This window comes from Paraoerskovia marina, assembly GCF_900105445.1.
In the GTDB taxonomy this organism is placed as follows: domain Bacteria; phylum Actinomycetota; class Actinomycetes; order Actinomycetales; family Cellulomonadaceae; genus Paraoerskovia; species Paraoerskovia marina.
The window spans coordinates 395,155-409,322 of the sequence record NZ_LT629776.1 but is presented as its reverse complement, the minus strand read 5'-3'; the positions used below and the strand labels follow the sequence as shown (position 1 = coordinate 409,322).

The window sequence follows — 14,168 nt, the reverse complement described above, 5'->3', positions numbered from 1 at the left end:
CGTGGTAGTAACGTATTTGGCAGCACTAAGCATGCTCGGGGTTCTATGCATCATGGATGGTGATCGGTGCCGAGATTCTGAAGGGGCTGGCCACGCGGAGTTGTCTCGGTGATCGATCCCCGACCTCTGCGTCCGTGCCCGCCCTAAGCGGCGCCTTTCGTTTTGTGGTTCTGTGTGACGTTCACACGACTGAGCGAGACCCGTTGGGCTGATTGAGGCTGCGTTCACACCCGAGCGGATCCCGACCATCCGTCGTAACCTTCATCGTCAAGCCGCCCGATTGGTAGGTGACTCGTTCTGGTTCATACCCGTGCGCGGTTCCGGTCCTCCACAACTTCCGTCTGCTGAACGCCCCGGTTGGCGCCTCGTCCCGCCCGGACCCCGTTGGCGATGACGAAGACCTCGGCGACCTCGTGGACGAGGACGACGGCCGCGAGGCCGAGCACCCCGAAAAGTGCCAGGGGGATGAGCACCCCGATCAGGAGCAGCGAGAACGCGACGTTCTGCCACATGATGGCGCGGGCGCGCCGGGCGTGGCTCAGCACCTGGGGGAGGTGGTGGAGGTCGTTGCCCATGAGCGCGACGTCGGCGGTCTCGATCGCGACGTCGGTGCCCATGGCGCCCATCGCGATCCCGACGTTCGCGGTGGCGAGGGCGGGGGCGTCGTTGACGCCGTCGCCGACCATCGCGACCGGCCGGCGTGCGGCCAGGGCGCGGACGATGTCGGCCTTGTCCTCGGGGCGCAGGTCGGCGTGGACGTCGGTGATCCCGGCCTCGGCGGCCAGGGCGTGGGCGGTGCGCTCGTTGTCGCCGGTCAGCATTGCCACGGTGTAGCCGTCGCGGGTGAGGTCGCGCACGACCTCGGCGGCCTCGGGGCGCAGCTCGTCGCGCACCGCGACCGCCCCGAGCAGCACCCCGGCGTCCTCGACGAGTACCGCGGTGGCGCCGCGCTCCTGCATCCGTTCGACGTCGGCTGCCAGTGGTCCGGCGTCGATCCACCCGGGCCGTCCGAGCCGTACCTGACGGCCGTCCAGGGTGCCGGTGATGCCGGCGCCGGTGACCGCTGCGACGTCGGACGTCTCGGGTCGCTCGGTGGTCGCGACGAGGATTGCTCGGGCGAGCGGGTGCTCGCTCCGGGCCTCGAGCCCCGCGGCGACGGCCAGCACGCGGTCAGTCGTCTGGCCTGCGGCGGGGACGACCTCGACGACGGCCGGGTTGTTCGCCGTCAGCGTGCCGGTCTTGTCCAGGGCGAGCGAGCGGACGGTGCCGAGCTGTTCGAGCGCGGCACCACCCTTGATGAGGACGCCGCGCTTGGACGCGGCGCCGACGGCGGCGACGACGGTCACGGGGACCGAGATCGCCAGCGCGCACGGGGAGGCGGCGACGAGGACCACGAGGGCGCGCTCGATCCACAGGGCGGGGTCGCCGGCCAGGGACCCGATCACCGCGATCAGTGCCGCTGCGACCAGGATCGCGGGCACGAGCCGGGAGGCGATGGAGTCGGCGAGGCGTTGCCCCCCACCCTTGCGGGCCTGCTCGGTCTCGACGATGTGCACGATGCGCGCCAGGGAGTTGTCCTCGGACGTCGCGGTGACCGTGACCTCGAGGGCTCCGGTGCCGTTGATCGAACCGGCCAGCACGCGTTCGCCCGGGCCAGCCTCCACGGGGACCGACTCGCCGGTCAGCGCCGAGACGTCGAGGGAGGTCGTGCCGGTCAGGATCTGGGCGTCGGTCGCGACGCATTCGCCGGGCCGGACGAGCATGACGTCGCCGATGCTCAGGACGGCAGGGTCGATCTGCACGTGCTCGCGCCCGCGGACGACCGTGGCCTCGGTGGGCACGAGGTCGAGCAGAGCCCGCAGTCCGCGACGGGTCCGCGCCAGCGAGTACTCCTCGAGCCCTTCGGAGATCGAGTAGAGGATCGCGAGCATCGCGGCTTCCTCGATCTGCCCCAGGATCACGGCACCGACGGCGGCGATCGTCATCAGCGTGCCGACGCCGATCTTGCCCCGGAGCAGGCGGCGCACCGCCCCGGGGACGAACGTGCTGGCCGCGATCACGAGTGCCACCGCCTCGAGCCCGACGACGATCCAGTCGGGCACGGTGGTGGTCCACGACAGCAGCCACCCGGCCAGCAGGACGACGGCGGCCGCCACCGCCGCGCGGATCTCGCCCACCTGCCACAGGCGTCCGGACTCGTCGTCGGCCTCGGGGGCGGCCACCTCGTCCGAGGAGCAGCAGGCGTCGGTCATCGTGCGGCCTCCGCGACCGCAGCGTCCGCGCCGTAGTTGGGGCAGAGCACGACGGCGTTCCCGGTCGCCGCGAGCAGCACCTCGGCGGCGGCGAGCATCTCCATCAGCTCCGGGCGGGCGAGCGAGTAGTAGACGCGCCGCCCGTCCATCCGTCCGTCCACGAGGCCGCAGTCCTTCAGGCAGGCGACGTGCGAGGAGATCGTCGACTGCGCGAGTCCGAGGTCGGCCGTCAGGTCTGCGACCCGTGCCTCACCGGCCGCGAGCCGGCGCACGATCGCCAGGCGGGCCGGGTCGCCCAAGGACCGGAACAGCGCCACACCCGGTTCGATGCCGTCGGTGGAGGCGCACTCGTGCGAGATGATCGACATAGATCGATAATAACCACTCGTAGCCGATGATCAAGAGTGCCGCCGCTGGCGCAGGGCGTGGCAGCCCGCGCGTCGCCGTCAGATCCCGGGCCCGCCGCACTACGGTCTGATCGGGCCGCAGGTCGCGGACCAGCGAGGGAGGACGGTCATGGGTGGGGTCGGTCGGCGTCGTGCGCGGCGCTCGGAGCGACGGCCGGAGCGACGTCCGGACGAGGAGCGCGCCGTCGAGACGAAGGCTCCGGCGGACCCGGAGCCGCGCGGTGCGTCGAAGCTGTGGTCCACCGGGTTCGGCCAGGTCGCCACCCGCTCCCTCCAGGTTCTCGCCGTCATCGCCGTCGCCGCGGTCCTGATCTTCATCGGTGCGCGACTCACGCTCGTCGTCATTCCCGTTCTTATCGCACTGGTCTTCGCGGCGGCGATCTCCCCGCTCGTGTCGTGGCTACGACGTCGGGGTGTGGCCTCGATCCTGGCGACGTGGATCGCTCTCCTCGCTCTCGTCGCGATTCTCGTCGGCGTCATGTGGCTCGTGGTGCTCGCCGTCGTCAATCAGTGGGACGAGCTGCAGAGCCAGGCGCTCGACGGCATCGACTCGTTGCAGTCCTACGTGCAGGACCTGCCGTTCCAGATCTCCAGCGAGCAGATTTCCTCGGTCCGGGAGTCCGCGACCGGACTGCTGCAGTCCAGCGCCGTGGGATCGGGCGCGATCGCGGGGGTCTCGCAGACGGCAAACTTCGTCACGGGCTTCTTCATCATGGTCGTGGTCCTGTTCTTCTTCCTCAAGGACGGCCCGGCCATCTGGGAGTTCCTGCTGCGCCCCTTCAGCGGCGAGGCGTACGACCGCGGCCGGCGCGTCGGTTCGGCGACCATCCAGACCCTCGGGAACTACGTCCGCGGGACGGCGATCATCGCCGTCGCCGACGCGGTCGGGATCGGGATCGGCCTCGCGATCGTCGGCGTCCCGCTCGCCATCCCGCTCTCGGTCCTGGTCTTCCTCCTGGCCTTCATCCCGCTCGTCGGAGCCACGTTGGCCGGCATCCTGGCGGCCCTGGTCGCACTGGTGGCGCTGGGCCCGGTCGAGGCGCTCATCGTCGTCGCGATCGTCGTCGGGGTGAACCAGCTCGAGGGCAACTTCTTGCAGCCGGTCGTCATGGGGCGGACCCTGAGCCTGCACCCCCTGGTGATCCTGATCGCGCTGACGGCCGGCACCGTGCTGGTCGGCATCACCGGTGCGGTGCTCGCCGTCCCGATCGCCGCGTCGATCTGGCGGGCCATCCAGGTGTGGGACGGCCCCGACCTTCCGGCGAAGTTCGCACGGCAGAAGAGGGCCGAGACGGTCTGAGCCGGCCGACTGCTATGTTCGCCTGATGCTGAGGGCCACCGCGTGCCGGGATCGCGCCCGATGACCACCGCCACCGTGATCGGCGGCGGCCCCGCGGGCCTGATCGCCGCCGAGGAGCTGGCGCGCGCAGGGGTGACGGTGACGGTCTACGACCGGATGCCGTCGGTCCCGCGCAAGTTCCTCATGGCCGGCCACGGCGGGCTGAACATCACGCACAGCGAGGACCTCTCCGCGTTCCTGGACCGGTACGGAACCGCGGCCGACGCCCTCGCTCCGATGCTCGACGTCTTCGGTCCCGACGACCTGCGCGCGTGGTGCGCCGACCTCGGGGAGACGACGTTCGTCGGGAGCAGCGGGCGCGTCTTTCCGCAGTCGTTCTCCGCGAACCCGCTGGTCCGCGCGTGGCTGACCCGGCTCCGGGACACGGGTGTGCGGCTCGAGCGGCGAACCCGCTGGGCCGGTTGGGACGACGACGGAGAACTGGTCCTCGAGGACGCCGACGGTTCGGTGAGCACTGTGACGTCCGACGTCGTCCTGTTCGCCCTCGGGGGAGCGTCGTGGCCACAGCTCGGTTCCGACGGCGCGTGGGTCGGTGCGTTCGTCGACCGCGGTGTGCGTGTCACGCCGATGCGCCCGGCGAACGTGGGCCTTCGGGTCGACTGGAGCGAGATCTTCTCCGAGCGGTTTGCCGGAGTGCCGCTGAAGAACGTGGCCCTGACCATCCGCGGGACGTCGACGACGGTGCGGGGCGACGCGATGGTGACACGGACCGGGATCGAGGGCGGCCCGCTCTATGCGATCGGCGCCGCGATCCACCGCGCGCTGGACGACGGCGAGTGCGTGCTCGAGGTCGACCTCCGGCCGGACCTGAGCGCAGAGCAGCTCGAGACTCGGCTCCGCCGTCGGCGCCCCAAGGACTCGACGTCCAACTGGCTGCGGCGGACGCTCGGCCTCGACCCCGTGGCGGCAGCTCTGCTCCGCGAGGCGGGGCCGCTGCCCGGAGATCCCGCGGCGATGGCCGTACTGGTCAAGACCGTGCCGGTCCCGGTGGCCGCGACCATGCCGATCGAGCGTGCGATCTCCACCGCCGGTGGCGTCGCGTGGCCGGAGGTCGACGAGGCACTGATGCTGCGGCGGATCCCCGGCACGTTCGTCGCGGGGGAGATGCTCGACTGGGAGGCCCCGACGGGCGGCTACCTCTTGCAGGCGTCCTACAGCACCGGCGTGGTGGCGGCCCGGGGCATGCTGGCGTGGCTCGGCGATCATGGCGGGCGGTAGGCGGGGCGTTCCCCGACATTTCCACATCCTTCGCCCGCCATAAAGCGTTCCCGTTGCAGGGTGCTCTCACCGCTGATTGTCTGGAGGCTCCGACGGTGCATTCCGACGAAGGAGATCCCCACATGTCAGATCACAAGCCGGCGTCACGCCACACTGCCGAGGTCAACGCCGCACTGGGCCGTGAGCTCCCGTTCGACGACACCCAGGACTTCGAGGACTCGCACCGCGGCTTCATCGCCCCGCTGCCGAACGGCGGCGTCATCAAGGACGACGACGGCAACGTCGTCTGGGACTTCAACGACAAGGCCCAGGCGCAGGAGGGCACCGACGCCCCGGACACGGTGAACCCGAGCCTCTGGCGGATGGTCCAGCTGCTCGGCATCGGCGGCCTCTTCGAGGTCACCGAGGGTATCTACCAGGTGCGCGGTGCCGACCTGTCGAACATCACGTTCATCGAGGTGCCGGACGGCGTCGTCGTCATGGACCCGTGCCTCTCGGCCGAACCGGCCCGGTTCGGGCTCGACCTCTACCGCGAGCACCGCGGCGACCGGCCCGTGGTCGGCGTGATCTACACCCACAGCCACACCGACCACTACGGTGGCGTGCGCGGGATCGTGGACGAGGTCGACGTCGTCGCGGGCAAGGTCCAGATCGTCGCTCCCGAGGGCTTCGTCAAGGCGACGCTCGACGAGTTCGTGATCGGCGGCAACGCCTGCAGCCGGCGCACGAGCCTCCAGTACGGCTCGCTCGTCAAGGGCGGCCCGACCGGGACGATGACGGCGGGGCTCGGCCTCGGGACCTCGACCGGGTGGACCACCCTGATCCAGCCGACGGTCGACATCACCGAGACGGGGCAGAAGCTGAACATCGGCGGGCTGGAGTTCGAGTTCCAGCTGGCGCCGGACTCCGAGGCCCCGAGCGAGATGTTCTTCTACATCGAGCAGTACCGCGCCTTCTGCCCGGCCGAGGACGCGACGCACACCCAGCACAACCTGTATACGCTCCGCGGCGCGAAGATCCGCGACGCGCTCGCGTGGTCGAAGCACATCAAGGACGCGCGCCTGCGCTACGCGGACAAGACCGACGTGATGTTCGCGCCCCACCACTGGCCCTCCTGGGGCAAGGACGCCGTGGTCAAGCAGCTCAAGCTGACCCAGGCGATGTACAAGCACCTGCACGACCAGACGATGCACGCGGCCAACGCCGGGTACACGATGCTCGAGGCCGCGGAGCGGATCCAGCTGCCCACGTCCCTCGCGCACGAGTGGATCACCCGCGGCTACTACGGCACGACGAGCCACAACGTGAAGTCCATATGGGCCTTCTACCTCGGCTGGTACAGCGGCAACCCGGCGCAGCTCTGGGAGCTGCCGCCAGAGCCCGCGGCCTCCCGCTACGTCGAGTTCATGGGCGGCGCGGACGCCGTCCTGGAGAAGGCGCAGCGGACGTTCGACGAGGGCGACTACCGCTGGACGGCGCAAGTGGTCAACCACGTCGTCTTCGACGACCCGACCAACGAGCGCGCCAAGGCCCTGCTCGCGGACACGTACGAGCAGCTCGGTTACCAGGCGGAGGCCGGCACGTGGCGCGGCTGGTTCGTCTCCGGGGCCAAGGAGCTGCGCGAGGGCGTCCAGGACCTGCCCACCGTGGACCTGCAGAGCGCGGACACGATCAACGCGATGCCGGTCGACATGTTCCTCGACTACCTCGCGATCCGGCTCAATGCCGAGAAGGCCGACGGCAACGACCTGACGGTGAACCTCAAGGTCACCGACCCCGAGGTGGAGTACGCCGTCGTCGTCGAGCACGCGACGCTGGACTACGAGCCCGGCAACCTGCCCGACGCCGACGCGACCGTCACGCTCGACCGTCCCGCGCTGAGCGACCTGATGACCGGGACGTCGACCATCGCCCAGATGGTCGACGACGGACGCGTCACTGTCGACGGGGACAGCGGCGCGGTGGAGCGGCTCGCGGGCATGCTCGACGAGTTCGAGTTCTGGTTCAACATCGTCACACCGTGACAACCAGCCTCGTCACCCGGTGACGAGCCGAGGGCGGGGCGCGTCGGCGCCCCGCCCTCGTGCTGTGCCCGTGCGGGTCAGCGCGGCCGGAGCACGAGGGCCGTCACCAGCGTCACGACGGCCGACGCCGCAGCGCCCCAGAGCAGGTCCGTCACCGCCACGAGGGTGGAGAACCCGCCGATGACGGCGAGGGCGGTCAGTCCCCACGTGCCGTAGGCGACCGCGCCGAGCAGTGCGCCGTCGCGCACCCGCGATCCGAGGCCCGCGGTCCGGTCCTGCGGCCTGACGCCGAAGTGCACGAGGCCGACCAGGAACAACAGGTAGAACGCCGCACCGGCAGGCGCGTTGATCGTCTCGCCGAGGAGCGTCGGGATCTCGGCCTCATAGGTGGGCAGCGCCACGAGCGTGATCCACAGGGCGTCGAGCACCCCGAAGACCACGGCCGCGATGAGGTAGGCGGTGAACCAGCGTGCCACGGGGTGCATCAGGACGTCGCCGCCGATCCGGCGAAGAGCCCGTCGACCACCGTTGCGGCGGCCGTGGCGAACGCGGACCGCTTGAGCTTCATCGTCGGCGTGACCATGCCGCCGGGAATCGAGAGGTCCGTGACCACGACGGCGAACCTGCGGATCTGCCCCGAGCGCGAGACCTGCGCGTTCGCCGCGTCCACCGCCCTCTGGACCGTGGCGCGGAGACCGTCGTCGTGCACCTCGACCACCTCGCCCGGTGCGGGAACCTCCGGCGCGGGGCCGACGCCGTCCCGGTCGCCCCAGGCCTCGAGCGCCTCGGGGTCGAGCACGACGACGCCCGCGAGGAACGGCTTTCCCTCACCGACGGCGACGGCGTGCGCCACGAGGGGATGGTTCTCGATGCTGGCCTCCCAGGCGGCGGGAACGACCGACTTTCCGCCGGAGGTGACGATGACGTCCTTGAGGCGGCCGTGCAGCGTGAGGCGGCCGTCGTCGTCGAGAGACCCGAGGTCCCCCGTGCGGAAGAACCCGTCGACGAACGCGTCGGCGTTGTCCGCGGGGTTGCGGTACCCCGCGAAGACACCGGTGCCGCGCGCGAGGACCTCGCCCTCGTCGGAGATCCGGACGGTGGACCCGGGCAGCGGGACGCCGACCGACCCGGCGCGCGAGTCCGACGGCAGGTTGCCGGTCAGCGGCGCCGTCGTCTCCGTGAGCCCGTACCCCTCGAGCACCGGGACGCCGATGCCACGGAAGAACAGCGCGAGGTCGGCGTCGAGCGGCGCCGCGCCGGAGAGCAGGTAGTCGATCCGCCCACCCATCAGTGCGCGGAGGCGGCGGAAGAAGACGGCGTCGAAGACTCGGTGCCGTGCGGCGAGCCACGCTGACGGCTTCTCTCCGCGCTCCTCGGCCCGGCCGCGCTCGACGGCGGTGCGCTGCGCCGCGGACCACACCGCGCCCAGGTGCTTGGCCTCGGCCGCGCCAGCGGCCGCGCCGCGGATCTTCTGCAGCACGCGCGGGACCACCACCAGGAAGGTGGGGCGCAGCACGGCCAGGGTCGGGACGACGTCGCGCGGGTCGGACAGGTGCGCGATCCGCATGCCGTTGGCCAGGCAGACGAGCTGGAGCCCGCGAGCGAGGACGTGGGCGAGCGGCAGGAAGATGATGGTGCTCCCACCCTCGTAGACGACCTCCTGGTACCCGGCCGCGACGTTGAGCACCTTACCCACGAGGTTGCGGTGCGTGAGCTCGGCCCCACGCGGAGCACCGGTGGTGCCGGACGTGTAGACGATGGTCGCGACCGCGTCCAGGTCGGCGTGCAGACGGCGCTCCTCGAGCACGTCGTCGGAGATGCGCGTGCCGTCGCGGACCAGCGCCGTGAGGTCCGGCGGCCCGCTCCGGCCGGTCGGTACGTCCATCGACCACACCCCGAGGGTCGGGTGATCGCTCGCGTCGAGGGCCTCGGTCAACAGGTCGACGTGCTCGGCGCTGCCCCCGATGCCGAGCCGCACCCGGGCGTCGCTGACGATCGCGGCCACCTGGGCGGGCGCCGACGTCTCGTAGACGGGGACGACCACCGCACCCGCGAACCACGCCGCCATGTCCGCCAGTGCCCACTCGTACCGGGTCGGCGCCATGATCGTCACGGAGTCACCGGGCTCGACGCCCGCGGCGACCAGACCCTTGGCGAGAGCGACGACCTCGTCGTGGAACTCGTGGGCCGTCACCTCGTGCCACGCGCCGTCGTCGGCGGTTCGGCGAACCTCGAACGCGACCTGCTCCGGTGCGACCCGGACCCGCTGCATCAGGAGATCGGTCGCGTTGCGGTGGTCGTCGTACGAGGCCCGGGCGGGGCGGGACTCTTCGCGCATGTCGGCTCCTCGGGTGGCGTGCCGCGTGCGGAGAACCCACGATAAGGGGCCAGTCCGGACGAAGCGGGAATCAGACACCGATTGTCACGGTTGCCGCGACCGGACGCATCCCCTGAAGGAAGGCATCGAGGTGACGAGCCGAGAGCGCAAGTCGTTGGTCGTGGTCGCGCTGGTCGTGGCAGTCGGAGCCCTGGTGGCGCTCGCGGGCAGCCAGAACGGGGCGGAGGTCGGTGGGATCCCGGTGTTCGCACTGGCGGCTGCGGCCGCGTTTGTCATCCAGTGGATCGTGTACATCCCGTCGTACCTCAACCGTACGGAGCGGTTCTTCGACCTCACGGGGAGCCTGACGTACATCGTCGTCACGATCGGCGTGCTGGTCCTCAGCGGGGCGACGGACGCCCGCGCGTGGATCCTCGCCGCGATGGTCGTCGTCTGGGCGGTCCGGCTCGGGTCGTTCCTCTTCCGCCGGGTCTCTCGGGCGGGCAGCGACGATCGTTTTGACGACCTGAAGGCGTCGTGGCCGCGGTTCCTCGTGACGTGGACCCTGCAGGGGCTCTGGGTGATGCTGACCGCCGCGGCGGCATGGGTGGCGATCGCCGCCGAGTCGCGGCCCGCCCTCGACTGGCTCGCCTGGGTCGGCGTCGCCCTGTGGGTGGTCGGTCTGACGATCGAGGTCGTGGCCGACAACCAGAAGAGCCGCTTCAAGGCCGACCCCGCGAACGAGGGCCGGTTCATCCGCACCGGCCTCTGGTCACGCTCGAGGCACCCCAACTACTTCGGTGAGATCGTCCTCTGGGTCGGCGTCGCCGTCGTCGCGGCGCCCGCGTTCGTCGGCTGGCAGTGGGTCGCCATCATCTCCCCGGTGTTCGTCACGCTGCTCCTCGTCCGGGTCAGTGGCATCCCGATGCTGGAGAAGAAGGCCGACAAGCGCTGGGGCGGCGAGCCAGAGTACGAGGAGTACAAGCGCACGACGCCGGTCCTCGTCCCGCGCCCGTAGGTCACCCCCGTACAGAACGACACCGCCGTACAGAACAACACCGCCGCCGCACAGATCCGTGCGGCGGCGATGTCGTTCCCGGTGGTGCTACTCGCAGCCGACGCCGTCTCCGTCACGGTCGAGCTTGCGGGAGTAGCCCGGCTCGCCGACGCGGATGGGGTCCGCACCCGCAGCGCGGACGGCCGAGCAGTTCTCGTAGTAGACGGCGACCGGGGCGGGTTCGGGCTCGGGAGCCGGCTTGGGTTCCGGCTCCGGCTCGGGCTCCGGCGCTGGTGCCGGCTCGGGGGCGGGGGCGGGCTTCGTCGTCGGCTTCGGCGCCTCGATGACGGTCTTCTCGTCGTCCTCGGAGGCCGCGACGGCGACCTCGGCCTCGGGCAGCGGCTCGTCCGCGCACGCCGAGAGCACGCGCGCGATCGCGTCCTTCTCCGCCTCCGTCACCCAGAGCTCGTACTCAAGCTTCACTGCGACCTGCAGAGCGACGTACTCGCACCGGAACGCCTTGTTCGGCGGCAGCCAGGTGGCGGCGTCTCCGGCCCCCTTCGACGCATTGGTGGGGCCGTCGACCGCGAGGAGGTTCAGCGGATCGTTGGCAAACGCCTCGCGCTGCGCGTCGGTCATCTGCTGGGCGCCCTTCTGCCAGGCGTCCGACAGCGCGACGACGTGGTCGATCTGGACGTCGTTGGACGTGCCGACACCGCGCGTGAAGTCGATGGTGGTGTCCGTGTAGGGGTCCAGGAGGGTGCCCGTGAGGACGGTGCAGTCGTCTGAGTCGACCGTGATGCCCGTGAGGTCGCGGCGCAGGATGTCGTTGCGGGTGTCGCACTCGTTGTCGTCCGGGTCGGTCCAATGGTTGAAGAGGTCCCGGTCGTATCCGGTCTGCGGGGCGCGACCCTTGACGGTGAGGTCGGCCACCGCCGCGAGGGCGGTGTCGGTCTTGGCGTCGGCGATGGCCTGGGAGACGGCCTCGGCCTCGGCGGCCTCCTGGGCTGCCTTCTCCTCGGCGGCCCGAGCCTCCTCCGCGGCCTTCTCGGCCGCAGCCTCCTCCTCCGCCAGGGCGGCAGCCTCGTCGGCCGCCTTCTGCTCGGCGGCCTCGGCGGCGGCCTGCGCCTCCTGCTCCGCCGCGTCGTACGCCGGAACCTGCGCGCCGAGTCCGCTGATGAGAACGACGCCGGCAATTGCGAGGCCGGCCGTCCCGAGGCCGAGGTTCCGCGACCACCCCGTGATTCCGCGCTTCTTGGCGACGAGCCACAGCACCGTGAACACCGGGCCGACGAACAGGACGACGCCGAACGTCGCGAGCCCGATCAACGGGACGAAGCTGGTCACGAGGAGGAGCGCGGCGACGGCGATCGGTACGACCAGCCAGAGCCAGGGGCGGGACTTCCCGCCCGGTGTGGACGGGCTGCCGCCGGTCGGGCCGCTCTGTTGATAGCTCACGATGCTCCTCGGGTGGTGTGGGTCACCCAAAATACCCAACCGAGACGACATTTCGTGCCGAGCAATGATTTTTGAGACGGGGCGCGTCCTCAGATCGCGTCCGGCGGCGCGCGCGAGAGGCCGATCTTGTGTGATATGTCCGATTGTGGGCAGATGCGGCGCAATGCGACGCGAAAAAGTAGTCCACTGGTCTTGATTTGATGCACGGTGTGTGTCTGAATAGCGGCGTGACGAAGTACCACTCCGTACGCGAGCAGCTCCTCGATCGCCTCGACACGATGGCGGCGGGCGAGCAGCTCCCCCCTGAGCGAGAGCTGGCGCAGAGCCTCGGCGTCTCGCGCATGACCCTGCGGCGTGCGATCGACGAGCTCGTGGCACGCGGGGCCGTGCGGCGTCGGCACGGTGCGGGAGTATTCGCTCTGGGCTCGAAGTTCGCCCAGGGTCTCGTCGCGACGTCCTTCTCCGCGGACATGCGGGAGCGAGGGCTCCGACCGGGTGCTCGCACGCTGACGTTCGAGATCGGTCCCGTGAGCGCTCGGGTCGGGCGACGTCTCGAGGTCGACCCCACAGGCGACATCGTCCAGATCGCACGACTCCGTACCGCTGACGGTGAACCGATGGCGGTAGAGGAGCTCCACGTACCCAGCGCCCTCGTGCCGGGACTCACGGCGGAGGACCTCGAGGACAAGTCGTTCTACCAGCTCCTCGGCGAGAGGTACGGCATCGCACCCGCCAGGGCAGTCCAGACCATCGAGCCGACCGTCGTCGACGCCCAGGAGGCGAAGGACCTCGACGTACCCGTGCACTCCCCGGCGCTGCAGTTCGAGCGCATCTCGTGGGGGCCGGGCGGAGAGGTCGTCGAGTTCGTCCGGTCCGTCTACCGCGGCGACCGCTACAAGATTCGCACCGAGCTTTCGATTCCTGGTGCCGCGAAGGAGGAGCAGGCATGATCATCGCCGGCCTGATGGCAGGAACGTCTGCCGACGCCCTGGATGTGGCACTTGTGGATATCCGCCGGGACGAGAACGACGCGCTGAGCATGCGAGTCGTCGCGTTCCGCGAGTTCGAGTTCGACAAGCGCCTCGCGCTCGACATCCTCAGACTTCTCGACCCGGTGGATGTGCCGCTCTCGCTGGTGAGCAGTGTCGATACTCGCTTCGGGCGCACGTGTGCGGAGGCGGTTGCCACGCTGTGCAGCGAGGCAGGCGTCGAGTGCGAGCTTGTCGTGACGCACGGTCAGACGATTCGGCACGACGTCGAGGACGGGATCGTGGCGGGCACGCTCCAGATCGGTCAGCCGGCGTGGATCGCCGAGTCGATCGGTGTCCCCGTGCTGTCGGACGTTCGCTCGAACGACGTCGCGGCGGGCGGTCAGGGGGCGCCGCTCGTGAGCATCCTCGACCACCTTCTCCTGGCCCGATCCGGAAGCCCGACGGCTGCTCTGAATCTCGGTGGCATCGCAAACATCACCGTCGTCTCACCCGGACGGGAGACTCTTGCCTTCGACACCGGGCCCGCGAACGCGCTGATCGACGTGATGGCACGCCGAATCACCGGCGACCCTCGTGCCTTCGACCGCGACGGTGCACTGGCCGCGCAGGGCGAGACCGATGCTGACCTGCTCACTGCCATGCTGGGCGAACCGTACTACCGTGCGCCGTCGCCGAAGTCCACGGGCAAGGAACTCTTCCACGGCGAGTACCTCGACGGGTACCTGGCAGCCTTCCCGAACCTCGATCCCTACGTTGTCATCGCCACGATGACAACGTTGACTGCGCGAACAGTGGCCGAGGCGTGCCGGGCACACGGAGTGCACGCCGTCGTGGCCTCTGGCGGAGGGACCCTCAACCCCACCCTCATGGCCGAGCTCCGTCGCGAGCTCGGGGATGCGGTAGAGCTCCGGACGACGGACGAGGCCTTCAACCTCCCCGGAGGAGCCAAGGAGGCCTGCCTGATGGCACTCGTTGGCTGGCTGTCATGGCACGGACTGCCGGCCACCCTGCCCAGCGTCACGGGTGCATCGCGCGCCACCATCGCTGGACGGATCACCCCCGGGAGGACCCCCTTGGTGCTTCCGGAACCGCACCGCGCGATGCCGACGACGTTGCGCATCGACGCCTGAACACGCTGCACCG

11 protein-coding genes are annotated in these 14,168 nt (G+C 70.3%); 6 read left to right on the top strand and 5 right to left on the bottom strand.

Features of this window, described 5'->3' with window-relative positions:
- Positions 1-302: 302 nt before the first annotated feature.
- Positions 303-2,252, bottom strand: coding sequence for a heavy metal translocating P-type ATPase (locus tag BLU20_RS01985; RefSeq protein ID WP_083371395.1), 1,950 nt, complete (start codon positions 2,250-2,252; stop codon positions 303-305).
- Positions 2,249-2,620: an ArsR/SmtB family transcription factor gene (locus BLU20_RS01980; RefSeq protein WP_083371394.1), complete on the bottom strand. Its 372-nt coding sequence runs from the start codon at positions 2,618-2,620 to the stop codon at positions 2,249-2,251. The genes BLU20_RS01985 and BLU20_RS01980 overlap by 4 nt, the downstream gene beginning before the upstream one ends.
- 148 nt (positions 2,621-2,768) lie before the next feature.
- On the opposite strand from BLU20_RS01980, the gene BLU20_RS01975 reads away from it, so the two are divergent.
- From BLU20_RS01975 to BLU20_RS01965, 3 genes are all read left to right on the top strand, one after another.
- Entirely contained in the window at positions 2,769-3,959 is a 1,191-nt protein-coding gene (locus BLU20_RS01975; protein WP_083371393.1) for an AI-2E family transporter, read from the top strand.
- A 60-nt stretch (positions 3,960-4,019) separates the two neighbouring features.
- Complete coding sequence (locus BLU20_RS01970) at positions 4,020-5,237, top strand: BaiN/RdsA family NAD(P)/FAD-dependent oxidoreductase (protein ID WP_083371392.1); 1,218 nt, start codon at positions 4,020-4,022, stop codon at positions 5,235-5,237.
- Positions 5,238-5,359: 122 nt separating this feature from the next.
- Positions 5,360-7,261 carry an alkyl/aryl-sulfatase gene (locus BLU20_RS01965; protein ID WP_083371391.1) on the top strand — a complete coding sequence of 634 codons (1,902 nt, stop codon included), beginning with the start codon at positions 5,360-5,362 and terminating at the stop codon, positions 7,259-7,261.
- A gap of 77 nt (positions 7,262-7,338) precedes the next feature.
- Here the strand turns inward: BLU20_RS01965 and BLU20_RS01960 are convergent, their stop codons facing one another.
- Positions 7,339-7,746: a DUF2177 family protein gene (locus BLU20_RS01960; protein ID WP_083371390.1), complete on the bottom strand. Its 408-nt coding sequence runs from the start codon at positions 7,744-7,746 to the stop codon at positions 7,339-7,341.
- Complete coding sequence (locus BLU20_RS01955) at positions 7,746-9,599, bottom strand: AMP-dependent synthetase/ligase (RefSeq protein ID WP_083371389.1); 1,854 nt, start codon at positions 9,597-9,599, stop codon at positions 7,746-7,748. Before BLU20_RS01955 ends, BLU20_RS01960 begins: the two co-directional genes overlap by 1 nt.
- 130 nt (positions 9,600-9,729) lie before the next feature.
- Here BLU20_RS01955 and BLU20_RS01950 point away from each other — a divergent pair, with 130 nt between their 5' ends.
- Positions 9,730-10,596, top strand: a complete 867-nt coding sequence (locus tag BLU20_RS01950; protein ID WP_083371388.1) for a DUF1295 domain-containing protein — start codon at positions 9,730-9,732, stop codon at positions 10,594-10,596.
- Between the two features lie 87 nt (positions 10,597-10,683).
- Here the strand turns inward: BLU20_RS01950 and BLU20_RS01945 are convergent, their stop codons facing one another.
- Positions 10,684-12,033 carry a GmrSD restriction endonuclease domain-containing protein gene (locus BLU20_RS01945; RefSeq protein ID WP_231959260.1) on the bottom strand — a complete coding sequence of 450 codons (1,350 nt, stop codon included), beginning with the start codon at positions 12,031-12,033 and terminating at the stop codon, positions 10,684-10,686.
- Between the two features lie 227 nt (positions 12,034-12,260).
- Here BLU20_RS01945 and BLU20_RS01940 point away from each other — a divergent pair, with 227 nt between their 5' ends.
- Positions 12,261-12,983, top strand: coding sequence for a GntR family transcriptional regulator (locus BLU20_RS01940; protein WP_043109072.1), 723 nt, complete (start codon positions 12,261-12,263; stop codon positions 12,981-12,983).
- Positions 12,980-14,155: an anhydro-N-acetylmuramic acid kinase gene (locus BLU20_RS01935; RefSeq protein ID WP_083371386.1), complete on the top strand. Its 1,176-nt coding sequence runs from the start codon at positions 12,980-12,982 to the stop codon at positions 14,153-14,155. The genes BLU20_RS01940 and BLU20_RS01935 overlap by 4 nt, the downstream gene beginning before the upstream one ends.
- Positions 14,156-14,168 lie beyond the last annotated feature (13 nt).